This window comes from Pelagibius sp. Alg239-R121, from assembly GCF_947331435.1.
GTDB lineage: Bacteria > Pseudomonadota > Alphaproteobacteria > Kiloniellales > Kiloniellaceae > Denitrobaculum.
The window spans coordinates 262,910-285,603 of record NZ_CAMZOF010000002.1 but is presented as its reverse complement, the minus strand read 5'-3'; the positions used below and the strand labels follow the sequence as shown (position 1 = coordinate 285,603).

Sequence of the window (22,694 nt, the reverse complement as noted above, 5' to 3'; positions counted from 1 at the left end):
CGGCGGTGCAGTTTGGCTTTACGCCCGGCGTGTATCGGAAAACGCGAGCGCTCCGGCGATGACGAGATAGAAGCTGGCAGCCGCCCGGTTGAATAGGCGTTGCCTGGCGACACTTGTCAGGAGCTTGGCAAGCCCGCCACCGGCGGCCGTGTAGCCGCTGTAGACCAGGATGATGATCGTGATCGCCGTGGGCACGATAACGATCAACTGCGGTATTAGAGGCTCACCGGCAACGATAAACTGCGGGAAGGCGGCCATATAACTCAGGATCGCCTTGGGATTGCTCATGGAGATGGTAAAGCCACGCCGGACCAAGCTCGCAGCCGGTTGCACCTCACGTTCCCCCAGGCTTGCCGCCATTACCGGCTTCCGCCACAGCGAAACACCGAGCCAAACCAGATAGGCGATACCCAGCCACTTTAGGACCAGGTATAACTCCGCATAGGCCAGAAGCAGGGTGCCGAAACCCAGGGTCGCGATTGCCATGTGGGTGAGACCGGCTAGGGCGATGCCCAGCACGGTCCAGAGTGCCCGGCGTGTGCCATTGGAGACTGCTGCGGTCATGCAGTTGATGGCATTGGGTCCGAGTGGCAGGGAAAGTACAGTCCATATCGCGACGAAGGTCAGCCATTCCGCCAGGGTCATGACAGCGGTCTCCTCTCTTATGTTGCGAACTCACAGTGCAGCATCTGGTGAGGCTTGTCGATCAACAACACTTCGGCTATCATCGTAGTATGATTGAGGGTCCCTACATTGCAGAAGCGGCGGCGCTGATCGGTGATCCTGCGCGCGCCAACATGCTCTCCGCCTTGATGGACGGCCGAGCGCTGACCGCAACCGAGCTTGCCCATGTAGCGGGGGTGACACCCCAGACCGCCAGCGGTCACCTTGCCAAGCTTAGGGAGGCCAACATGCTGGTGGTCGAACGCCAGGGCCGCCACCGCTACTTCCGTCTCGCCGGACCTGAGATCGCGCAGGCCATCGAAGCGATTTCCGTGGTTGCCCAGCACGGCGCGCCCCGCTATCGCCCGACGGGACCGCGCGACGAGGCAATGCGCTTCGCCCGCACCTGTTACGATCATCTGGCCGGGCAGGTCGCGGTGACCATCGTCGAACGTTTCCTCGACCTGGGGTACTTGACCGAGGCCGAAGAAGACTTCGAAATCAACGATCGGGGCGCTGCCGCGCTCGAGGAATTCGGTATCGAAGTGACGGCCCTGCGCGGCAAGCGCCGCGCTTTTGCCCGCCGCTGTCTGGATTGGAGTGAACGACGTGCTCATCTGGGTGGTGCGCTGGGAGCTGCTTTTCTGTCACGTTGCGAGACGCAGGGTTGGCTGCAGACCAAGAACGGCAGCCGAAGCGTCACGGTGACGACTGCAGGCCGGGCCGGATTGGCCGAAACCTTTGGGATAGACCTGCCGCAGTAAGAACTATTCCGCCACCAGCCTTGGTTTGACGGGGGCCAGTTCGGCGCTGATGTCCGTGGCGTCTTCCAACTGCAGTTCTTCGATCTTTTCGCCGCGCTTGGTAATCTTATCGGCCGATGTCCGGATGTCGCGAATGTCCCGATCGGCCTGCTGGAAATGGCGCTGCAGCTTGTCGACTCTCTCGTCCAGCCGTCCTACGTCCAGCAGCATCTTTTGCACCTCGGTCTGGATTACGCCGGCTTGTTCGCGCATACGCACGTCTTTCAAAACGGCACGTACGGTATTGAGCGTGGCCATGAGCGTGGTCGGAGAAACGATCCAGACACGCGCTTTGTAGGAGTCTTCGACCACGTTTCGGAAATTGGCATGCAGTTCCGCGTAAACCGCTTCGCTGGGCAAGAACATGAGCGCCGACTCGGCGGTTTCGCCGGGAACGATGTAGCGATCTGCAATGTCCTTAATATGCTTGCGCACATCGGCGACGAATGCACGCCTTGCCTGTAACGATGCAGCTTCGTCTTTGGCTTCGCGCAGGGCCTGATAGCTTTCCAGCGGAAATTTCGAATCAATGGCGATGGAACCAGGAGGATTGGGCAGGTGCAGCAGGCAGTCAACCCGCCGGTTTTCGCCGACTGCGGTTTGGAAACTATAGGCCGAAGGGGGCAGAATCGATGTGACGATGTCCGAAAGCTGAACCTCGCCAAAGGCACCGCGTGCCTGCTTGTTGGCCAGGATATCCTGCAATCCGACGACCTGAGACGAAAGCTCGGTTATGTTCTTCTGGGCCTGATCGATAACGGCAAGCCGTTCGCCGAGGGCGCCCAGCGCCGTTTGGCTCCGGGTCGCGTGATCCTGCAGGCGGTCGCCGACCCGTTTTGTCAGATCGCCCAGGCGTTCTTCCAGCAGTTTGCCTATTGCGCGTTCCTGCGCCTGGAAACGGTCGGCGGTTTGGGCCTGTGTGGAGGCGAGGGTCTCGGTTAACTGACTGACCCGCCCGGTAAGCTCGACAGATTCGCGATTGTCCTGTTCAGCCGATTTGCGCATTGAAATCATAGCAAAAATACAGAAGCAAAGGGCCGCGACGGCGAGCGCAGCGATCACCAGAGCAACGATGGTCAGGGTCATGTTTTTCCCAATTTGCGGTGCTAACACCGCCTGTTAGTAGCCAGTTGTGATTCAGTGCCTGGGCCCAGAGCCGGAAGCCAGCGAATCGATCAGGCGTAAGATTAGCATCTCTGCGCTCGGAGTGCAGGCGCCGGTTTGAGCCGGTGATGGGAGCTTTAAAGGGCGAAATCGCCGGTCCAAGGGGGCGTTGTGGCTCTTAAGTGGCTTGACGCCTTTACTTTGCGGCAATACCTAAGGGAATATTCTTTGTACGAACGATTTGATGTGAAGCTGAACCATGGCCCTGTTGCCCATCATTACGGCCCCTGATCCGCGTCTGAAACAGGCCTGCGCCACAGTTGAACAGGTGGACGACGAGATGCGCCAGCTGCTCAATGACATGCTGGAAACCATGTACGAGGCACCTGGGATCGGTCTGGCGGCACCCCAGGTTGGCGCGCTGAAGCGTGCGATCGTCGTCGATGTTTCGAATGAAGACGAGGAAAACGCTCCTCTCAGAATGGTCAATCCGGAACTCACCTGGGTCTCGGATCACGACGCAAGCTATGACGAGGGCTGTCTTTCCCTGCCGGAGCACTATGCCGAAGTCGTACGGCCGGCTGAAATCAAGGTTTCCTACCTCGATGAAATGGGGAAAGCGCAGGAATTGGAGGCCGAAGGCCTGCTGGCGACCTGCATCCAGCATGAGATCGATCATCTCGACGGCATTCTCTTCGTCGATCACATCTCGGCGCTGAAACGCAACATGATCTTGCGCAAGCTGCTCAAGGCCCGGAAAGCCAACCCGCCGTCCGAGCTTGAAAAGGCCGGATAAGCGGCCGAACCGATTTGACCAAATCTGCATGAGCGGCTGCGCTGACCAGCGTTGCCTAATATCGGTACTCCCTGTTAAAGAACCCCCTCCGGCTGTGCTCTTGTACGGCCGGGTGGATGTTTGGTTTGTTCCAGTTTGTTGTACCGGTGCCGGTGGAACAGGCGTTTCGCGTTTCAACGAAGGGTTCAGGGGAAAGCAATGACACGGCTCAGACTCGCCTTTATGGGAACGCCGGACTTTGCAGTCTCCAGCCTGCGCGCTCTGGCCGAGGCGGGGCATGAAATTGCCGCCGTTTATTCACAGCCACCACGCCCTGCCGGGCGAGGCCATAAGGAGCGGCCCTCACCGGTCCATGCCTATGCCGCCGCGCAAGGTTGGGAAGTCCGAACCCCTAAAGACCTGAAAAACGAAACCGAGCAGGCTGCTTTTGCGGCATTGGACCTGGATGTTGCCGTTGTGGCGGCTTATGGCCTGATCCTGCCGAAGGCAATTCTCGAGGCCCCGAGGTTGGGTTGTCTGAACATTCATGCATCTTTGCTGCCGCGCTGGCGCGGGGCTGCGCCGATCCAGCGCGCGATTCTTGCCGGCGACGCCGAGAGCGGTGTGACCATCATGCAGATGGACGAGGGCCTCGATACCGGGGGCATGATTACGTCTGCGAAGCAGCCGATCACCGAGCAGACGACGGCCTCCGATCTGCATGATCAACTTGCTGATCTCGGCGGGCGCCTGATCGTCGAGGGTCTGTGTGGCATCGAAGAAGGCCGCCTCGCGCCAACTCCCCAGCCGACTGAGGGGATCACCTACGCGGCAAAGCTCAGCAAAGCCGAAAGTCTGCTCGACTGGCGGCGTCCCGCGGTTGAGCTGGCGCGGCAGGTGCGGGCCTTTACGCCTTGGCCTGGGGCGGTTTTCCCGCTCGGCAAGGAACGTATCAAGGTGCTGGAGGTTGCCGCAGTCAAAGAGAACGGGCCGCCGGGCAAGGTGCTCGACGATGTTCTTACCGTCGCTTGCGGCGCGGGCGCCCTGCGGCTGCTTCGGCTTCAGCGTCCCGGCAAAGGTCCCATGGCCGCCAAGGATTTTCTAAACGGCTTCGCACTCCCGGCCGGCACGGTACTTCTTGAGGATGCAGGCTCGTGACCCGATACAAACTTGTCGTCGAATATCACGGCGGCGACTTTGTCGGTTGGCAGCGCCAGGACAACGGGCCGAGTGTGCAGGCAGAGATCGAGCGCGCGGTTAAACTCTTTTGTGGCGAGACCGTCACGGCCTCGGCCTCCGGTCGGACCGATGCGGGGGTGCACGCGTTCGGACAGGTGGTCACGCTCGATATCGCCAAAGACACCGACGCAAATACCGTCTGTAAGGCGATCAATGCGCATCTGAAGGAGGTGCGGGTGGCGGTCCTGTCGGCGGAGGCGGTGGACGCGGATTTTCATGCGCGTTTTTCGGCTGTCGGGCGCAGTTACCTTTATCGCATCGTCAATCGCCGCGCTCCGCTTGCGCTGGATCTGGGGCGCGCCTGGTTCGTGCCTGTGCCGCTGGATGCCGATGCCATGAACGAGGCAGCGCAATGTCTGGTCGGGCATCACGACTTTTCTTCCTTCCGCGCGAGCCAGTGCCAGGCCAATTCCCCCATGAAGACTCTGGATGAGATTGCGGTGGCGCGCGATGGCGAGGAGATACATTTAAGAGTGGCGGCCAGGTCGTTCCTGCATCACCAGGTGCGCAACATCGTGGGCACCCTCAAACTGGTGGGCGAGGGCAAGTGGAGTGCCGAAGAATTCAAGGCGGCGTTGGAAGCCTGTGATCGCAGCGCTGCGGGTCCCACGGCTCCGGCCCACGGCCTCTATTTCGTTGGCGTGGCGTTTGAATGAGAAACCCGGAATGATGTGGGACTTCGGTCAATGAACGGTTCGCGGGCGGGTGCGCCCCAATTCGACCGCTTCACGGCGATCATGGTACCGACGGTCCTGATCTCTGCGAGCTTCGCCAGCGTGCTCTCGACGGATATCTATCTGCCGAGTTTGCCTTACCTGCCGGAGTATTTTTCGACCGACGCCAAGAGCGTCCAGTTGACCATGAGCCTCAATCTGGCCGGCTTCGCTCTCGCGCAGCTGATTCATGGGCCTTTGTCCGATCGCTTTGGCCGGCGGCCCATCCTGCTGATCGGCATGATCGGATTTCTGCTGGCCAGCCTTGCCTGTGCAGCCGCGCAGTCGATCGGACAGCTGGTGATTGCGCGGACGCTCCAGGGTGCGGCCGCCAGTGCCGAAGCGGTTTTGATTCTGGCTGTCATCCGTGATCTCTACGACGATACCAAAGCCGCAAAGATGCTCGGGATCTACGGTATGTCGATTTCGGTCGCGCCGGCGATCGGTCCCCTGCTGGGCGGTTATGTCTTTGTCTGGTTTGGCTGGCGGGCGAATTTCCTGCTGGTCTCCGCGGTCGTCGCGGTGATCACGCTTTTGATCTGGCGCTTCTTGTCGGAGACGACAACGCCGGATCGTGAGGCTTTGCGGCCGCGCCGCCTGCTGTTCGGTTATCTGGGGCTGTTGCTGAAACCGGATTACATGATCTACGTCACGATACTTGCGCTTTCGTTGGCGGGCCTCTTTGCTTTCGTTGCCGGCGCGCCGTTCGTGTTGATCGACCGGCTCGGCGTACGGCCGCAGGATTACGGCTACTATCAGGCCATCGTGGTCGGCGCCTACTTCGTCGGCAACCTGATCGCCAGCCGCATCATTGAAAAAGTGCCCAGCGAATGGCTGTTGCGCAGCAGTCTCGTGTTCATGGCCCTGGGCGGTGCGTTACTGCCGCTGTTGCTGGTGATGGACCTGGAAACGCCCCTTGCCCTGGCAGGGGCGATGTCATTTTTCGGGCTTGGCCTGGCACTGATCTTTGTGACGGCGCCGGTACGGGCGCTGGCGGCGGCCGGTACCGGTGGCGGGTTGGCGTCGGCCCTGCTGAGTGCGGTCGAGATGGGGGGCGGCGCGCTGGGAGCCGCATCGATCAATACCTTCTACGACGGCACCGCCTATCCTATGGCCATCACCGTCGCTGCCTGCGGCATTGGCGCATTGGTGATTTACGAAACCTGGAGAGTATTCCGCGCAGCGGCGTGATTACGGTGAATTGACGATCGATTTTAGAAGCAGCGAGATCATGAAATCCACTGCCACCAAACCTGCCGCCGCCAATCCTGAAATCTCGAGGCTACGGCTAAAGACATAACCCTCGTAGACAAGCATAAATAGAAGGGCGCCAAGAAACATGATGGTCCAGAGGCCGGGCGTTCCCTCGAATGACCTGAGAAAGGCAATGGGAAGAATCAAATAGGTTTGCAGGACGTTCGACCAGTTGATGGCGACGATACAGCCAATGAATTTAGCTTGCTGACCAATTGCGTCACAGATGCCATGCACTACCACAGCCAGTACCAGCCACCCGGCCAGATACGCGGAGCAATTGCTGATGATAGCGTGCAGGGAGGCTTCACTGCTACCCGTTGTCAGCATGACAATCGCAATTCCGGGGAGGCAAATTATGGCAGCGTAGAAAGACTTCCAGAAAGCCTCAGCTGTCGAGTCGAAGTAGTTTAGGCCGTTCGGGTCAAACCGCATCAGCCGCCAGGCGCCATAGAGAGCGACGGAAACCTCTCCTAAAGAGGGTCTCATTCCTTAAAGTAGCCTTCCAATATGCCGCCGTAGATTGCTTCCAGTTGTTTGAGGTCGGAAAGCGGTACCCGCTCGTCGATTTTGTGCGCGGTGTCGTTCAACAGCCCCAGTTCCGCCACCGGGCAGAAATCCTTGATGAAACGCGCGTCTGACGTGCCGCCCGTGGTGCCCAGTTCCGGGGATTGACCGGTTACTTCGGTTACAGAGGCCGCGATCAGATCGCTGAAAGGGCCGGGCGTGGAGAGAAAGGATTCCCCCGAGACTTTCAAGTCGAGATCGTAACGCCCACCGACTCTGTCCAGGCGTTCGCGTACCCAGTCGAGAACCCCTTTACTGCTGTAAAGGTCGTTGAAGCGGACGTTGAACATGGCTGTGGCATCGGCCGGAATTACGTTGGTCACCGGATTGCCGACATCGACCGACGTGATCTGCAGACTGGAGGGGGGAAAGTGTTCGCTACCGCTATCGAGCGATTCCGTCGAGAGACCATGCAGCATCCGCACCAGACTGTGGGTCGGGTTGTTCGCCAGTTGCGGATAGGCCGTATGTCCTTGGGTGCCGAAAACCGTCAGGCGGCCGTTCAAACTGCCGCGGCGGCCAATCTTGATCATGTCGCCTAAGCGAGCGTTGCTCGTTGGTTCTCCGACAAGGCAGCAATCCAGAGTCTCTTCCTGCGCTGCGACCCACTGCAACATCTTGCGGGTACCGTTGATACAGATGTCTTCCTCGTCGCCGGTGATCAGCAGGCTGATCGAGCCGCCGAAATCCGAACCATGCTTCTCCAGAAAGCCGGCCAAGGCCGTTACGAAGCAGGCTATCGAGCCCTTCATGTCGACGGCGCCACGGCCGTAAAGCACGTCGTCGATGATCTCACCGCCAAAGGGATCGACCTTCCAGGCGGCCGCGTCGCCGACCGGGACGACGTCAGTATGGCCGGCATAGCAGAAGTTGGGCCCGCTGCTGCCCAGGCGGGCATAGAGGTTCTCGACGTCTGGAATGCCAGCGTCTGAGAAGGTCTCGCGGTGACAGGTGAAACCCAGCCCATTGAGAACCTGCTCGAGAAGGTCGAGCGCGCCGCCTTCGTTCGGTGTGACCGAAGGGCAGCGAATCAATTGCTGGCTGAGTTCAACGACGTTGGGGAGACTGCTCATGTTCTGCGATTTACCCTGCCTCGCCTCTAGTCGCGCAGCAGTTCGTTGATCGACGTCTTGGAACGGGTGCGCTCGTCGACCTGTTTGATGATCACGGCGCAATAGAGACTGGGACCCGGGGTTCCGTCTGGCAGCGGTTTACCGGGAAGCGCCCCGGGCACAACGACGGAATAGGCCGGAACCCGGCCCATGTGAATCTCGCCAGTGATCCGATTGACGATCTTGGTCGAAGCACCGATGTAGACACCCATGGAAAGGACGGAACCTTCTTCGACGACAACGCCTTCGACGACCTCGGAGCGGGCGCCGACAAAGCAGTTGTCTTCGATGATGACCGGCCCGGCCTGCAGCGGCTCAAGAACACCGCCGATACCGGCGCCGCCTGAGAGGTGGACGTTCTTACCGATCTGAGCACAGGAACCTACCGTGGCCCAGGTGTCGACCATGGTGCCGCTGTCGACATAGGCGCCGAGATTGACGAAGCTTGGCATCAGCACTACGCCTGGCGCGATGAAGGCAGAATGGCGCACCGTGCAGTTTGGTACAGCGCGGAAGCCGGCATCCCGAAAACGATTCTCGCCCCAGCCTTCAAATTTCGACGGGACTTTGTCCCACCAACTGGTGGATTGGCCCGGACCGCCGGGAATCGTGGTCATGTCATTCAAACGAAAAGACAGCAGAACCGCTTTCTTCAGCCATTGATTAACCTGCCAACCGGCATCGTTCTTTTCGGCAACTCGATAGGTTCCGGCGTCGAGACCGTTCAGGGCCTCCATCACGGCATCGCGGATCTCACCGCTGGTGGCAGGAGAAACCTGGTCACGGTTTTCCCAGGCGGCGTCGATGGTGCTTTGAAGGGCAGAGGCGTTCATATCAAATCCATAGCGTAAAGATCGTTGGAATTCCTTGGTCCGGACGTCCGTTCGGGCGCCAAGTTTGAGCCGTGGGAAGATGCGCGAGGGGCCGGGCGCTGTCAATGATTCAGAGATTGGTTTCAACGCCGATGTTTTGGGCCGGGCGAGACTGTTTTGGTGGCCAACGGCCGGCCTGGATGATGATGCCGGGGTAAACGCGCTTTACACGTCGCGGCTATCGCGGCGCTGCATCCAGGGAAACGGCTGTGAGCCACGCTGACAGATCGTTGGTTCTGTGATGCACGTAGTCGTTTTCAGCGCCCTGGGCGCTTCCATTGCTGAAGGTTTCAAGCCACACAGTCGTCATGCCCATGGCCGCAGCAGGTTCAAGATTCCGCGCCGTATCCTCAAAGAAGATTGCTCTCGCCGGATCGACGTCCAGTGTCGAGACGAAATCCTCGTAGGTCGCACGCGCCGGTTTGGGCAGGTAATCCGCACGGGCAATATCATAGATATCGCTGAAGTGCGACGCGATGCCGAGGCGTTCCATCACGTTCTGTGCGTGGGGCACCGACGCGTTAGTAAAGATCACCTTGCGTCCTGGAAGTCGCTCTAATGCCCGATCGAGCTCTGCATCGTGTGAAATGCCGGATACGTCGATCTGATGTACGAAATCAAGATAGCTCTGTGGGTCGATCCCGTGCACCGTCATCAAGCCGCGCAGGGTCGTGCCGTGTTCTCGGAACAATTGTTTTTGCAGAGTGCGCGCGCTGACACGGTCCATATCCAGCAACTGCTCGACAAAGAGGCCCATGCGCCGGTCGACCTGATCGAAGAGGCTGCAGGACTCCGGGTAGAGCGTGTTGTCTAGATCGAAGATCCAGGTTTCGATATGTGGCAGCGAAACCGCTTCACCAGAGCTGCGAGCCGGTAAAGGTCCGTTGTTGTTTTCGTTCATCACGCTCGTCACACCGATTAATCAATCGCATCGTGGTCATCCACTGATCATAGATAACGCCCGCGCTCCAGAATCTCCAAGGTATATTCACGGTAGCTCATGCCCAGCTCCTTGGCGCGTTTCATTCGACTGCGCACCACTTCGATAGGTGGGGTCTTCCAGGCTTCTTGTTGAGCCTTTTTCCAGCAGATCTTGGCCCAGCCGTTCGAAATGGTCAGAGGCGGTCCGTTATTGTGCCCGATGGCAGGCAAAGGTGAGCTCGGCGCGCGCAAAGCCTGGAGTTCGGGTTCGCGATAGCCCGACAGGGTGCGCTGCCCATAAGGCCAAAGCTGCGATCTGGAGCCGCGACTCCCTGGCATTGACATATCCTTCTGTACTGGCCGACTCAGCTTTGATTTGCTATATTCCACTATAGAGGAATAATTCTACGAAAGTGAAGCACCTGAATCCATGACGGAATCGCTGGATATCGCCGAGATCGGAGACCGTGTTCGCAATCTACGTCTCAAGCGGGGTTTTTCGCTGCAGGATTTGTCGGAGCGCGCGACCGTCAGCGTCAGTATGCTGTCGGCCGTCGAGCGGGGTGAAAAGGTTGCTTCGATCCAGGTGTTGCATCAGATCGCGACGGCATTGAATAGCTCAATTGCCCGGCTAGTCGAAGACGAATCGTTGCCGCGGGTCGAGGTATTGCGCCGCGATGAGCAGATTGTGATGGACGACAGGTCGGGCTGGCAACGGAGAATTCTCTCGCCGGTTCTGCCGGGAATCGAATTTGAGCTTATGCGGACAACCATTGAGCCAGGCGTGGACGCCGGTGAATTCGGGCCGCATCGGCCGGGTTCTCGGGAGTATCTCGCTGTTGAGCAGGGTGTTTTAACCTTGATTCTCGATGGAATAATTTTCCAGCTTGAGGCTGGGGACAGCATTTACTATGCCGGTGACAGTCGGCATGTATATCGCAACGATGGCGAGAGTCCCTGTAGTTACTATCTCGCCATGGATCTGGGGTCATCATCGATCTAGCGAATTCCACGTATAACTGCCGTCATTCGAACGCAGTGCCGAAGAATTGGTGATTCCGCAGTTTAACTACATGTTTTACCGAATAAAACTGGGTGTGGAACCACAACGGCCCAGCATGGCTTGTTTGATGGGAACGACCGGATTTAAGCGGCTGTTAACGGGATTAAGGCAGTCTTCCCATCGCGGGCTGAAGGTATTGGCCCGGGCACAATCAGTTGCATCATTTGTTCCTCAGGATGAGCGTTCAATTATGGCGAAGACACAGCCGTTACAGGCTTCAGAGCAGCCGAGCCCAGACGCCGTGCCGGAGCAAGCTGTGCCAGGCAGTTTCGCCGACTTGGCTCTTTTTGCACCGGGCGGACCCTTCGAGAGCTATCCTGGCGCAGCCATGGTGGTTGGCCGGAACGGTTTGGTTCTGGGTGCCAATGCTGACGCCGATCCGCTTGCAGACTTGTTGCGCGGAGAGCCGCCAGTTGAATTGCTTGCGGCAATCGATGCGGCGCTGATCGGTAAAGCGGCGCAGGTCAATCCTCTGCTCGTCCGCTCCAAACCTCAGGCCAACGGCCTAGAGGAGCTTGAAGCTGCAGGCGGCGTTACGCCGGATGTCAGCATCAATGCGCAGGCCAGCACAGCAATGGCGGAGAACGCACCCGTCGTTCAGGCTTTCGATGTTGCCGTTCTCCCCTGGGTGGAGGGCGCAGCAGCTTTGTTGCTGGGACGCGACGTCACTCTGGAACGGAGTTTACGCGCGGCATTGGTTGAATCCCGGCAGCGTTACAAGGATTTGGTAGAGATCTCGGCTGATTTTGCCTGGGAAACAGATGCCGACGGTGATTTCACCTTCGTTTCCCCTAGGGGGGCTCTGGGCTATGCGGCTTCCGAGCTCGCTGGAATCTCTGCCAAGTCGTTGCTATCTGATGCAGTTGGAGTGTCTCCTTTTACCGTGACTTCGGCTGTCAGCGAACAGGAATGCTGGGTTCGCGATGCCGAGGGCGAAAGCGTCTGTTTGCTGGTTACCGCCTTGCCTCTTACCACTGCAAACGGCGTTTGGGGCGGTGCTCGCGGCCTCTGTCGTGACGTGACCGACTTGCGAAGTCAGGAAGTTGCCCGCGCTGGCGCACAGAACCGCGAGCGGCTGCTGGGTTACATCCTGCGGATGGTGCGCGATGAAATTGAGCCGGAACGCATGCTTGCCGCCGCCGCCAGTTCGCTTTTACCGGCATTGCCTGCCACTGGGGCTGTCATTCACCGCAAGAGCGAGGATGGCAGCATGGTTGCTGCTGCAGAGGCAGGCGAAGCGATTCCAGAAGCGCTGCTGTCGGCGCAAGTCGACGAGATCCTTAAAGGCGCTGTCGAGGCCGAGACCGGTGACGATGGCGTCGTCGTGCTGTCGCTGGCGACAGAATACGATGGCGAGATTAACGGTATCGCCACAGTCTGGCGGAACGAGGGGATGCGGGCATGGCGCCCCGAAGACCTCTTTGTTTTGCGCGAGGTGGTCATCCAGTTGGGCTTGGCTAATCGACAACTCCTCCGGCAGGAGGAACTGGAACGCCTTTCGGCCACGGATCCCTTAACCGGCTTGCTTAACCGTCGCAGTTTTGGTGAAGCTCTTGAATCTCGCTTCGATTGGGCCAGCAAACGCGGCAGTTCAGCAGCATTATTCTACATCGATCTGGACAACTTCAAGCTGGTCAACGACCGCTTCGGGCATCAGGCTGGTGATGACGTGCTTTTGACGGTCACCGAAATCCTGCGCGGCCAGACGCGGAGTCGCGATGTTGCTGCGCGTCTGGGTGGCGATGAATTTGCTCTCTTCTTCGATGATATGTCTGCCGAGGCGGTCGAGCGAAAGGCCGAGGAGCTGATCCAGGCATCCGCGCAGTTGAGAGCGCAGTCTGGTGCTCCGGACAACCCACTGGGCTTCTCCCTTGGCATCGCCGCCTGGGATCCGGCTTCAAACGAGGATCTGGAGTCGCTTGCGCAACGGGCGGACACTGCGATGTATGCGGCAAAGCGACGTGGAAAAGGTGGGTTCGAAGTTGCCCCACCGGCCGGCGAAGCTGAGGAGTAACGAACAATGGGGGAAACAGCGGCTGTGTCCAATCAGACACCGATATCCTATGAAGAGTCCAAGGAACTTGCCAAGAACTCCGACCTCTCGGTGCGGTTAACTCTGGCCCAGCGGAGTGATCTTCGCCCCGAGATCCTCTATTACATGGCGGACGATCCCTCGGCTGAAGTCCGCCGTCAGATTGCGTCGAACAACCAAACACCGGTTCAGGCTGATTTGATCCTCGCTCGAGACAGCGATGAATCCGTCAGGATCGACCTTGCGTCGAAAATCTCAACCCTGCGTCCGGAGTTGGACAGTGATCAGCGTGAGAAGGCCGAACGTTACATCAACGATGTGCTGGATATTCTCGCGCAGGATCAGACGACGCGAGTCCGTCAGGTGCTTGCCGATACCTTAAAGGACGTAACACACGCACCGCCAGCCGTGATCCGGCGCCTTGCCAAAGACATCGAAGATGTCGTTGCAAACCCAATCCTCCAGTTTTCGCCACTGCTGAGCGACGAGGATCTCCTGGAGATCATCGATGGTGGATGTGCCAGCGGGCGCCTGAGCGCTATTTCCCGGCGCCAGGGCCTGGGTGAGGCGGTAACCGACGCCATTGTGACTACTGAGGATCGCGAGGCGGTGACCGCGTTGCTCGAAAACAAGTCTGCTCAGATACGTGAGGAAATGCTCGATAAACTGGTTGAGCAGGCGCCGCAGGTTGAAGCCTGGCATAAGCCCCTGGTCGAACGGCCTCAGCTTTCGTCGAAGGCCACGCGCCGGCTCGCTACATTTGTTGCCAAGTCTCTGCTCAGAAGCCTGGAACGGCGTGCGGGACTGGATGAAGAGACGGCCCAGATCCTCGAAGCAGAAATGAATCGCCGGCTCGAAGCGGAGGAATCCGGCGAAGCCGAAGACTCTTTCAAACGGGCTGAACAGTTGCACGCATCGGGAAAGTTGGACGACGAGACGTTGTCGGAAGCCCTGATCGCTGGCGATCGCGCATTGGTTCGTTCCGGACTAGCTGTGCGTTCCGAGCTGCCGGCGGACCAGGTTGGCGAAATCCTGACGTCCCGATCCGCCAAGGGCGTCACGGCCCTGGCTTGGAAAGCCAATTGCTCCATGCGCTTCGCGATGCAGATCCAGCAGCAGCTGGGTGGAATTCCGCCGAACCAGCTGCTGCACGCGGTCAATGATGGTGATTACCCGATGGAGGATAAGGAAATGCTCCTGCAACTGAAGCTTTTTCAGACCGCATAAATCAGCCGACACGCGTTTAGCTGCGGCCGATCAAGGTCCCGATGCCCCGGTCGGTAAAGATTTCCAAAAGCATGGAATGCGGCACCCGCCCGTCGATGATCACCGAAGCGTCCACCCCGTTTTCGACAGCGTTTACGCAGGTCTCCAGTTTCGGAATCATGCCGCCGTAGATGGTGCCGTCGTTGCGCAGTTCTCGAACTTTTTCAGTGCTGAGGTCGGTCAGCAGGTTGCCATCTTTGTCGAGCACGCCGGCTACGTCGGTCAGCAAAAGCAGACGGGATGCGCCTACTGCCGCCGCGACTGCACCGGCCACCGTGTCCGCGTTGATGTTGTAGGTCTGGCCATCGACCCCAAGTCCGATGGGGGCGATCACCGGGATCATGCCCGAGCGCTCCAAGGAGGTTAGGATTTGCGGATTTACCCGGTGTGGCTCTCCCACGAATCCAAGATCGAGGATCTTTTCGATGTTCGATTCTTCGTCGCGTTTGGTCCGTCGCAGTTTGGTAGCTTGAATGAGGCCGCCGTCCTTGCCGGAAAGACCGATCGCAGTGCCGCCGGCTGAGTTGATTGAGCTGACGATCTGTTTATTGATCGAGCCTGAAAGCACCATCTCGACGATTTCCACGGTTGCAGCGTCAGTGACGCGCAGTCCGTCGATGAATTCGCTTTGCACCTTAAGGCGCTCCAGCATTTGTCCAATCTGTGGTCCGCCGCCGTGAACCACGATCGGATTGATGCCGATCTGTTTGAGTAGCACGATGTCGCTGGCGAAAATATCGGCCAGCTCCTGGTTGCCCATGGCATGGCCGCCGTATTTGATCACGAAGGTCTTGCCTGTGTAACGGCGCATGAACGGCAAAGCCTCGGTGATCGTCCGGGCGGTTCTAAGCCAGTGCTTGGTGTCGCTGAAACTCTTGCTGGTCATTCGGGAAGTCTAACGTTCCGGCGCGGGCTCTGCCAGGGTCGCGAGCGCAGCGCGCAACTCGGCAATGCCTTTTGTCTTGTGCGACGAGGTGACTGCGACCTCAGGGTGGGCGGCGGGGTGTTTCGCGAGTTCAGTCTCAACGGCTTTAAGAACCGTTGCGAGACCTGTAGGTTTTAGCTTGTCGGTCTTGGTAAGAACCACCTGATAGGACACGGCAGCGACATCGAGTTCCGCCATGATCTCTCGGTCGTTGTCCTTGAGGCCATGGCGCGAATCGATCAAAAGGCAAACTCTGCGGAGCTCCGTCCGGCCCTTGAGATAATTGCGGGTTACGCCGGTCCAGCGCTTGACGTCCGTCTTGGCTGCCCGTGCGTAGCCGTAGCCGGGCAGATCGACCATAACCAGTCTGCCGCCGAGACCGAAGAAGTTGAGCTGCTGCGTGCGACCTGGTGTATGTGAGGTCCGGGCAAGCGTCTTGCGCCCGGTCAGGGCATTCACCAGGCTCGACTTGCCGACATTGGATCGTCCGGCGAAGGCAATTTCCGGCAAACCGAGGTCGGGCAGCTGGCCGTCCTGGGCGGCAGCCGTCAGGAACTGGCATTCCTTGGCAAAAAGGAGACGTCCTGTCTCCAAAGCCTGCTGCCGTGCGGCTTCGTCACCGGTATCTGGACCGGGAGGCGAGCTTGGCTCGAGATTTTTTGCCATGATCGCTGGTTCACGTCTTGGCTGGTTTGTTGCCGATAGGTACACCAGCCCGCTTCATGATCACGGCCTGCTGAATGATCGACAAGGTATTGTTCCAGGCCCAGTAGATCACGAGACCGGCCGGGAAGGTTGCCAGCAGGAAGGTAAACATGATCGGCATGAACAGGAAGATCTTGGCCTGAACTGGGTCGGGCGGTTGAGGATTCAGGCGCTGCTGCAGGAACATGGTGATGCCCATGATCAGCGGCCAGACACCCAGATTGATGACGTTAAGGACGCCGAGTTCCGGCGCGTCCCAGGGGAACAGGCCGAAGCCATTGATAATTGATGTCGGATCGGGGGCCGAGAGATCCTTGATCCAGCCGAAAAACGGCGCCTGCCGCATTTCAATGGTAACGAACATGACCTTGTAGAGGGCAAAGAAGACCGGAATCTGGACAATGATCGGCAGGCAACCTGACATCGGGTTGGCGCCCTCGCGCTTGTACAGCGCCATCATTTCCTGGTTCAAACGCTGTTTGTCGTCGCCGAAGCGCTCGCGCAATTCCAACATCTCCGGCTGCAACTTGCGCATTTTCGCCATGGCCTTGTAGGACTTGTTGGCGAGCGGGAAGAAGATCAGTTTGATGAAAACCGTCAGAACCAGAATGGCTACACCAAAGTTTCCGATTTTTTCGTTGAGCCAATGAAGGGCGTAAAACAACGGCTTGGTGATGTAATAGAACCAGCCGAAGTCGACGATTTTGTCGAAGAATTTGACGCCCAGGCGTTCCTCGTAGCCGTCGATTTGAGAAACAACCTTTGCGCCTGCGAACAGCGAATTGGTGGTTTCGACCGAACTGCCCGGCGCTGCGACCAGCCCGTCCTTGTAGAGATAGTCGGTTTGGTACTTTTCGGTTCCGCCACTCGATTGGCTGTAGAAACGGGTGTTAATGGTGACCGACTGGTCTGGGATTAGCGCTGTGCCCCAATACTTATCGGTGATTCCCAACCAGCCGCCGTTGGAGGTTTCGCTGATGGTACCCTTTTCTGCTTCCAGAACGTCGCTGTAATCGATTTCCTGGAGATTCTCGTTCAGGACGCCCACCAATCCTTCGTGAAGGATATAGAAACCCAGAGTTTCAGGCGTCCCTGTGCGATTGATCAGGCCGTAGGGTGAAGCGCTGAAGGGCTTGTCACTGTTGTTTACGACACGCTGATGGATCGTAAACAGATAGTTTTCGTCGACTTCGAATGTTTTCTCGAACTGCAGACCCTGGCCATTGTCCCAGCGCAAAGTGACGGACTGTTGCGGCGTAAGGCTATTGCGGTCCGCGGTCCAAACGGTCGTCGAGTCAGGCATGGCAACCGTGGTACCGGTGTTTAACCAGCCAAAGTCCGCGAAATAGGGGGTCGGAGTGCCGAACGGGGACAAGAGAACGATGTTGGGACTGCCTTCCTCCAGGGTCTCCCGCAGCTGCGTTAAAACCAAATCGTCCAGTCGTCCGCCCGTGAGCGAGATCGAGCCTTTTAGTTTCGGAGTTTCGATAGCAACCCGTGCGGCAGAAGCCAACACATCGCCACGCGACTGTGCGGCCGTGATGTTGGCTGCGTCGGGAGCGCCGGGTATGGAAGGCGCTGAGGGTGATACGCCGGCGCCTGGTATGGCGCTTGGCGCCGTTCCCGCCTGCCCAGCGGTTTGCTCGCTGGTCTGCGGCACTTCCAACGGTGGTTCTTGCGGCAGGAAGAACTGGAATCCCAGCAAGATAGCAAGCGACAGAACGATCGCGAGAAAGAGGTTTCTTTGGTCCTGTTGTCCCATGGTGCCGTTTGCTCAGTGACGTTCGTGAAAATGATGAGTGTGCAGGCCTTGGCTGCAGCCGGCTGTATGCCGCTCTGGTGCGGGCACCGGGTCGTAACCTTCGCCGCCCCAGGGGTGACACCGCAGCAGCCGGACAAGCGTTAGCCAGCCCCCACGCAGGGGGCCGTGTTCGCGCAATGCCTCACAGGCATAGTGAGAACAGCTTGGATAGAAGCGGCAGTGTGGCGGCATGAGAGGAGAGACGGCGTACTGATAGAGCCTAACAAGACCGATCAGGCCTCCGCTTATCAGTTTCATACTCCGCTCCCTTCGGGCCCCCGGTTGGTCTTTGGACCGCGGGGGGGTCCCTTGCGGCCTTTTGAACCTCGTTTGCTCTCGAAGCCCTTGTTCGTCGATGCGCGTGAGATTGCCACACGCAGATCCGACTTCAGATCTTCGAAATCGCGGGTCAAGGTCGACCCGCGACCAATCACGACATAATCGTGACCAGGACGCCCGAGTTCCGGCATGACCTCGTCCACAGCCGCACGCAACCGACGACGTGCACGATTGCGCTTTACCGCGTTACCAACCTTTCGGCTGACGGTAAAGCCAACGCGCAGATCTTCGCCGCTTGGCGCGGTATGATCGTACGACTCACCGGATGACCCACGCTGCAAAACCTGCAGAATAAGGCCGGGAGCTACCCACTTGCACCGCGCCGCCGCCACCTTGAGGAATTCTGGACGCCTTTTCAAGCGCCCGATGGTCGGCGTCATCGGGTTACGCAGACAGACGTTTACGGCCTTTGGCTCGACGGGATACCAGGACTTTACGTCCGCCGACGGTCGCTTTGCGGGCGCGAAACCCATGGCGGCGCTTGCGGACCAGCACGCTGGGCTGAAATGTGCGCTTCACTGCAATACTCTCCGTAGTACGGATGGTTGGAAAATGACGAGGCTGTATAAGCGCGCCTTCTACGTCTGTCAACGGCACGCTCGAGCATTCTTTCATTAAGTGATGGAAAAGCCCAATCGCCAGCAATTTTTAGGGAAAAACAGGGTAAGCGTTCGTTAACGTATCTTTCGCAAAGCGATGTTAAACCAAATCCCATGCTCAGCTGGGGTGTCCGGGAGTGTTTCTTTTCGGAATTTGGCGGAGTCACGGGCTTTCAAAACTTCGTGGGACCCGGCACCCCGCGCTTGCTATTGAGCGACAGACTCGCAGAGAATGATTTTATGACCGAACCCAAAAAACAAGCCGCTTCAGGCGGTTTTTCCCTCGCACGCATATTGCCCGCAATCATCATCGTAGCCGGTTTGGGCCTTGCCTTGTCTCAAGGATGGCACAAATACTTGAGCTACGAGACCTTGAGAGACAACCGCGAGTGGTTGTTGGGTCAAGTCGAAAGCCAGGCGTTGTTGGCCGCACTCGCCTTTATCGGTGCCTATACCCTGGCAGCTGCCTTTTCCATTCCGGGCGGTCTTTTCCTTACAATAGGCGGCGGATTTCTTTTCGGCACCTTTCTGGGGGGCGGTTATGTCCTGGTCGGAGCGACCTTGGGGGCAACACTCCTGTTTTTGGCTGCCAGGACCGCTCTCGGTGACGTCCTGCGTGCCAAAGCGGGACCGGCAGTGCAAAAGATGGAGGCTGGTTTTCGCGAAAACGAGCTGAATTATCTGCTTGTACTGCGCTTTATCCCTCTGTTCCCCTTTTGGCTGGTCAATCTTGTGCCGGCTTTCCTTGGAGTCTCGCTGCGCAACTATGTGATCGGGACTTTTTTCGGCATCATCCCTGGTACCTTCGTCTATACCAGTGTGGGGAGCGGACTGGGGGCGATCTTCGATGCAGGTGAGACGCCGGACCTTGGTATCATCTTCAAACCCCAGGTGTTGTTGCCGATTGTCGGCTTGATCATCCTGTCGCTGGTGCCGGTCATTTATAAGAAAATGAAAGGCCGTAAGGAGGCTGGTAATTAATCGGCGTTGAGTTGACACGGTGAATCGGGTGATTATTTGTCGAATCCGTTCTGTTCGTGCGGATTGGGCTGCCGATGATCGGGTGTTAAACGCAGATTATGACGGGACACAGACTTAAATTGCCGCCGCTGGTCAGAGGCCTTTCCGCCAGGCTGCTGCTCTTGACGATCGCTTTCGTGATGTTGTCGGAAGTCCTGATCTACGCGCCCTCGATTGGCCGCTTCAGGCTTTCCTTCCTCGAAGGGCGGCTCGCCGCCGGTCACCTGGCGATCCTCGCGCTCGAAGCAACCGACGACAATATGGTGACCGAGGACCTGGAGCAGGAGCTGCTGGCGCACGTCAACGCTTACTCAGTTGCTCTCAGCAAGCCGGACGACGACTTGAAGCTTATGCTGATGGTCGAAAAGCCGGGCGCGATCGATTCGGCATACGATCTTAGAAACGCCACGTTCTTCGGATTGATCGGCGACGCCTTCATGACGCTCTGGCATGGTGAGAACCGGCTTCTGCGTGTTGTCGGCCCGTCTCCAAAGGATCCGGAAATCTTGGTTGATATCGTGCTGGATGAGTCGCCCATGCGGATGGCAATGCTGGATTACTCTCAGCGCATTCTGCAGCTCTCATTCGGGATCGCATTGATCACCGCGGCTCTGGTCTACCTCAGCCTGCATTGGCTGATGGTGCGCCCCATGCGGCGGATTACCAGCAGCATGGTGGCTTTCCGTGCGTCGCCTGAGGACGCAACAACCAGTCTTGCCCACTCGGACCGGGGCGATGAGATCGGGATCGCCCAGCGCGAGCTGACCTCAATGCAGGAAGGCTTGCGGGCTTCCCTGCAACAGAAAACGAGGCTCGCCGCGCTCGGCACGGCGGTCACCAAGATCAATCACGATTTGCGCAATATCCTCGCGACAGCTGTGCTTGTTTCCGACCGCCTTACCGGCAGCGACGACCCGGAGGTTCGCAGAGTGACGCCCACCTTGATGCGGGCGATCGATCGGGCGGTGAATCTCTGTGCTCAAACCTTGAATTTCACTCGTGAAGGGCCGCCTGTATTGGATCTCAGCCACTTCGATCTTTATGACCTCGTGCAGGATGTGGGCGAAGGGCTTCCGCAGCCGGTCACCGGCGAATCTGCCTGGTCGAACCGGCTTGACGTCGGGACTGACGTGGAAGCCGACCGGGATCAGCTTTTCCGTGTGCTGTCCAATCTTGGCCACAATGCGATACAGGCGGGCGCAACGGATGTGTCCATCAGCGCACGCCGGGCCGGGGATCGGTTTGTAATCGTAATATCGGACAACGGTCCGGGCCTACCGCCGCGGGCGCGTGAGAAGCTGTTTCAGCCCTTCGAGGGATCGGCACGTGTTGATGGCACCGGTTTGGGCTTGGCGATTGCACGCGATCTGATGCGCGCCCATGGCGGCGACATAGAACTGGAAGCTTCCGACGCCGAGGGCACCTGCTTCTGCCTGGTATTGCCGATAACCCAGTCCCGACCGAAGCTGACCGCTACGGGACGAGCCGCCGCTTAATCGATTGCCGGTCAATTGAGGGCGAGCAGCATTGCCTTAAGATAAGACGTTTCGGGCAACGCCGGATGGACCGGGTGATCTGGACCTGCGCCGCCGCTGTAGAGGATCCTTCCTTCGCGTCCGGCATCGTTGAGGCCGCGTTTAACCTGTTCGGCGAAACTCACCGGATCGGCATGATGGGAACAGGAGGCGATGAAGAGCGCGCCTTCAGGGGCGACAAGCGATGCCGCCAGCCGTGCCACCTTGCGATAGCCCTTTAGCCCCTGGGCCAGGTTCTTCTTGCTCTTCACGAAGGCCGGCGGATCTGCAATCACGAGGCCGAAGTTTTCTTTCTCTTTCGCCAGATCGGCCATCTGCGTAAGGGCCTCTCTTTTTACGAAGCGGCAGCTATCGGCCACACCGTTGGCTGCGGCCGCCTTGGCGGCGAGATCCAGGGCCGTCTGCGAACGGTCGATGGCGATCACCTCCTGGGCTCCCGCCAACGCTGACTGGACCGTGAATCCGCCCGAAAAAGAGTAGCAGTCGAGCACTCTGTGCCCCTTGGCGAACTTGGCTGCCCAGCTTCGGTTGATCCGCTGGTCATAGAACCACCCGGTCTTCTGTCCACTTTCGAGATCAGCGAAGTAGCGCGCACCGTTCTCCAATACCTCGATCGGGCCTGTTAACTGTCCCACGGGTACTTCGAACAAGGATGCCAGACCTTCCGTTTGACGCGCAGGCGTGTCGTTGCGCAGGACCACGGTTGTGGGGGCTACGGCCTGCGCAAGAGCTTCCAGCAGCTGTGATCCAAATCTGTCGGCGCCTGCGCTGTTGAGTTGGGCCACCAGCACATCCCCGAAACGATCGATGATCACACCGGGCAGGCCATCGGCCTCTGCGTGGATCAGGCGATAGTAGGGAGCGTCAAACAGACGTTCACGGATTTGCAGGGCGCGATTTAGAACTTTCGTCAGGTACGCAACGTCGACACGCACCTTTGGATCCCGTGAAATGATCCTCGCTGCAATGAGGGAGTGACGATTGAACATTGCGACACCCAATGCATGGCCGTCCGCCCCCATAAGCCGGACGATTTCTCCGGGCTCTATCGATCGAGCGGCGCCGTCCATCTCGATTTCGTTCGAATAGATCCAGGGAGAACCGTGGAGAACACGTTTATGTACGTGTGGCTTGAGGCGGAGTTCGGGATAAGCAGGCATAGGGTCATCTTACTTGCGTGATTTGACGGGCATGGCAGATAGGATTTGCATCTCTGATCTCAATGCAAATCCGAGGAAGGACGGCCTTGGCGGGACTAAACTAGTGCAGTTGCACTTACGGGTCTAACCCGCAAACCGGTGCTGGAAAAAGGTGGATTGAGATTTGTTGCATTGCACAAGTCAAGTTGTTGAATTTACTAGAAGTCGCTTCATAACCTCAGTTTTC

The 22,694-nt window shown here is 58.4% G+C and carries 24 protein-coding genes; 10 read left to right on the top strand and 14 right to left on the bottom strand.

Annotated features, from left to right (window positions below):
* Positions 1–18: 18 nt before the first annotated feature.
* Positions 19–645 carry a LysE family translocator gene (locus tag QMZ18_RS08570; RefSeq protein ID WP_282605863.1) on the bottom strand — a complete coding sequence of 209 codons (627 nt, stop codon included), beginning with the start codon at positions 643–645 and terminating at the stop codon, positions 19–21.
* A 35-nt stretch (positions 646–680) separates the two neighbouring features.
* On the opposite strand from QMZ18_RS08570, the gene QMZ18_RS08565 reads away from it, so the two are divergent.
* Entirely contained in the window at positions 681–1,427 is a 747-nt protein-coding gene (locus tag QMZ18_RS08565; RefSeq protein WP_322097174.1) for a winged helix-turn-helix domain-containing protein, read from the top strand.
* A gap of 3 nt (positions 1,428–1,430) precedes the next feature.
* Here the strand turns inward: QMZ18_RS08565 and QMZ18_RS08560 are convergent, their stop codons facing one another.
* Positions 1,431–2,552 (bottom strand): DNA recombination protein RmuC, encoded by a 1,122-nt coding sequence (locus QMZ18_RS08560; protein WP_282605862.1) that lies wholly within the window; start codon positions 2,550–2,552, stop codon positions 1,431–1,433.
* A gap of 277 nt (positions 2,553–2,829) precedes the next feature.
* Between QMZ18_RS08560 and def the strand changes: the two genes are divergently transcribed.
* The 4 genes from def (at position 2,830) to QMZ18_RS08540 (ending at position 6,488) form a co-directional block, all read left to right on the top strand.
* Complete coding sequence (gene def, locus QMZ18_RS08555; RefSeq protein WP_282605861.1) at positions 2,830–3,366, top strand: peptide deformylase; 537 nt, start codon at positions 2,830–2,832, stop codon at positions 3,364–3,366.
* A gap of 198 nt (positions 3,367–3,564) precedes the next feature.
* Positions 3,565–4,503, top strand: a complete 939-nt coding sequence (gene fmt / locus QMZ18_RS08550; protein ID WP_282605860.1) for a methionyl-tRNA formyltransferase — start codon at positions 3,565–3,567, stop codon at positions 4,501–4,503.
* Entirely contained in the window at positions 4,500–5,240 is a 741-nt protein-coding gene (truA, locus tag QMZ18_RS08545) for a tRNA pseudouridine(38-40) synthase TruA (RefSeq protein ID WP_282605859.1), read from the top strand. The genes fmt and truA overlap by 4 nt, the downstream gene beginning before the upstream one ends.
* 30 nt (positions 5,241–5,270) lie before the next feature.
* Positions 5,271–6,488, top strand: coding sequence for a multidrug effflux MFS transporter (locus tag QMZ18_RS08540; protein WP_282605858.1), 1,218 nt, complete (start codon positions 5,271–5,273; stop codon positions 6,486–6,488).
* Here the strand turns inward: QMZ18_RS08540 and QMZ18_RS08535 are convergent, their stop codons facing one another.
* From QMZ18_RS08535 to QMZ18_RS08515, 5 genes are all read right to left on the bottom strand, one after another.
* Positions 6,489–7,040, bottom strand: a complete 552-nt coding sequence (locus QMZ18_RS08535; RefSeq protein ID WP_282605857.1) for a hypothetical protein — start codon at positions 7,038–7,040, stop codon at positions 6,489–6,491.
* Positions 7,037–8,191: a succinyl-diaminopimelate desuccinylase gene (dapE, locus tag QMZ18_RS08530; protein ID WP_282605856.1), complete on the bottom strand. Its 1,155-nt coding sequence runs from the start codon at positions 8,189–8,191 to the stop codon at positions 7,037–7,039. The genes QMZ18_RS08535 and dapE overlap by 4 nt, the downstream gene beginning before the upstream one ends.
* A gap of 26 nt (positions 8,192–8,217) precedes the next feature.
* Positions 8,218–9,063 carry a 2,3,4,5-tetrahydropyridine-2,6-dicarboxylate N-succinyltransferase gene (gene dapD, locus QMZ18_RS08525; RefSeq protein WP_282605855.1) on the bottom strand — a complete coding sequence of 282 codons (846 nt, stop codon included), beginning with the start codon at positions 9,061–9,063 and terminating at the stop codon, positions 8,218–8,220.
* A gap of 217 nt (positions 9,064–9,280) precedes the next feature.
* Complete coding sequence (locus QMZ18_RS08520; protein ID WP_282605854.1) at positions 9,281–10,003, bottom strand: pyrimidine 5'-nucleotidase; 723 nt, start codon at positions 10,001–10,003, stop codon at positions 9,281–9,283.
* A 47-nt stretch (positions 10,004–10,050) separates the two neighbouring features.
* Entirely contained in the window at positions 10,051–10,362 is a 312-nt protein-coding gene (locus QMZ18_RS08515) for a hypothetical protein (RefSeq protein WP_282605853.1), read from the bottom strand.
* A 91-nt stretch (positions 10,363–10,453) separates the two neighbouring features.
* Here QMZ18_RS08515 and QMZ18_RS08510 point away from each other — a divergent pair, with 91 nt between their 5' ends.
* The 3 genes from QMZ18_RS08510 to QMZ18_RS08500 all read left to right on the top strand — a co-directional run bounded on the left by QMZ18_RS08510 (position 10,454) and on the right by QMZ18_RS08500 (position 14,345).
* Entirely contained in the window at positions 10,454–11,026 is a 573-nt protein-coding gene (locus QMZ18_RS08510; RefSeq protein WP_282605852.1) for a helix-turn-helix domain-containing protein, read from the top strand.
* A gap of 250 nt (positions 11,027–11,276) precedes the next feature.
* Positions 11,277–13,100 carry a sensor domain-containing diguanylate cyclase gene (locus QMZ18_RS08505; protein WP_282605851.1) on the top strand — a complete coding sequence of 608 codons (1,824 nt, stop codon included), beginning with the start codon at positions 11,277–11,279 and terminating at the stop codon, positions 13,098–13,100.
* Positions 13,101–13,106: 6 nt separating this feature from the next.
* Positions 13,107–14,345: a DUF2336 domain-containing protein gene (locus QMZ18_RS08500; protein ID WP_282605850.1), complete on the top strand. Its 1,239-nt coding sequence runs from the start codon at positions 13,107–13,109 to the stop codon at positions 14,343–14,345.
* 16 nt (positions 14,346–14,361) lie between these two features.
* On the opposite strand, the gene argB is transcribed toward QMZ18_RS08500, so the two are convergent.
* The 6 genes from argB to rpmH are packed head-to-tail and all read right to left on the bottom strand — an operon-like array spanning position 14,362 to position 18,673.
* Positions 14,362–15,270: an acetylglutamate kinase gene (gene argB / locus QMZ18_RS08495; protein ID WP_282605849.1), complete on the bottom strand. Its 909-nt coding sequence runs from the start codon at positions 15,268–15,270 to the stop codon at positions 14,362–14,364.
* A gap of 9 nt (positions 15,271–15,279) precedes the next feature.
* The gene (gene yihA, locus QMZ18_RS08490; RefSeq protein WP_282605848.1) at positions 15,280–15,975 is read right to left on the bottom strand and encodes a ribosome biogenesis GTP-binding protein YihA/YsxC; all 696 of its coding nucleotides are present in this window, start codon (positions 15,973–15,975) and stop codon (positions 15,280–15,282) included.
* Positions 15,976–15,985: 10 nt separating this feature from the next.
* Positions 15,986–17,776, bottom strand: a complete 1,791-nt coding sequence (gene yidC, locus QMZ18_RS08485; protein WP_282605847.1) for a membrane protein insertase YidC — start codon at positions 17,774–17,776, stop codon at positions 15,986–15,988.
* A gap of 12 nt (positions 17,777–17,788) precedes the next feature.
* Positions 17,789–18,073, bottom strand: a complete 285-nt coding sequence (gene yidD / locus QMZ18_RS08480) for a membrane protein insertion efficiency factor YidD (RefSeq protein WP_282605846.1) — start codon at positions 18,071–18,073, stop codon at positions 17,789–17,791.
* A complete protein-coding gene (gene rnpA / locus QMZ18_RS08475) occupies positions 18,070–18,534 on the bottom strand; it encodes a ribonuclease P protein component (protein WP_282605845.1) in 465 nt (154 codons plus the stop codon). The genes yidD and rnpA overlap by 4 nt, the downstream gene beginning before the upstream one ends.
* Before the next feature lie 4 nt (positions 18,535–18,538).
* A complete protein-coding gene (rpmH, locus tag QMZ18_RS08470) occupies positions 18,539–18,673 on the bottom strand; it encodes a 50S ribosomal protein L34 (RefSeq protein ID WP_282605844.1) in 135 nt (44 codons plus the stop codon).
* A 320-nt stretch (positions 18,674–18,993) separates the two neighbouring features.
* Between rpmH and QMZ18_RS08465 the strand changes: the two genes are divergently transcribed.
* Together QMZ18_RS08465 and QMZ18_RS08460 are read left to right on the top strand one after the other, a co-directional pair.
* Positions 18,994–19,734: a TVP38/TMEM64 family protein gene (locus QMZ18_RS08465; protein ID WP_282605843.1), complete on the top strand. Its 741-nt coding sequence runs from the start codon at positions 18,994–18,996 to the stop codon at positions 19,732–19,734.
* 98 nt (positions 19,735–19,832) lie between these two features.
* Positions 19,833–21,269, top strand: coding sequence for a HAMP domain-containing sensor histidine kinase (locus QMZ18_RS08460; RefSeq protein WP_282605842.1), 1,437 nt, complete (start codon positions 19,833–19,835; stop codon positions 21,267–21,269).
* Positions 21,270–21,280: 11 nt separating this feature from the next.
* On the opposite strand, the gene QMZ18_RS08455 is transcribed toward QMZ18_RS08460, so the two are convergent.
* Positions 21,281–22,468, bottom strand: coding sequence for a class I SAM-dependent rRNA methyltransferase (locus tag QMZ18_RS08455; protein WP_282605841.1), 1,188 nt, complete (start codon positions 22,466–22,468; stop codon positions 21,281–21,283).
* Between the last annotated feature and the right edge of the window lie 226 nt (positions 22,469–22,694).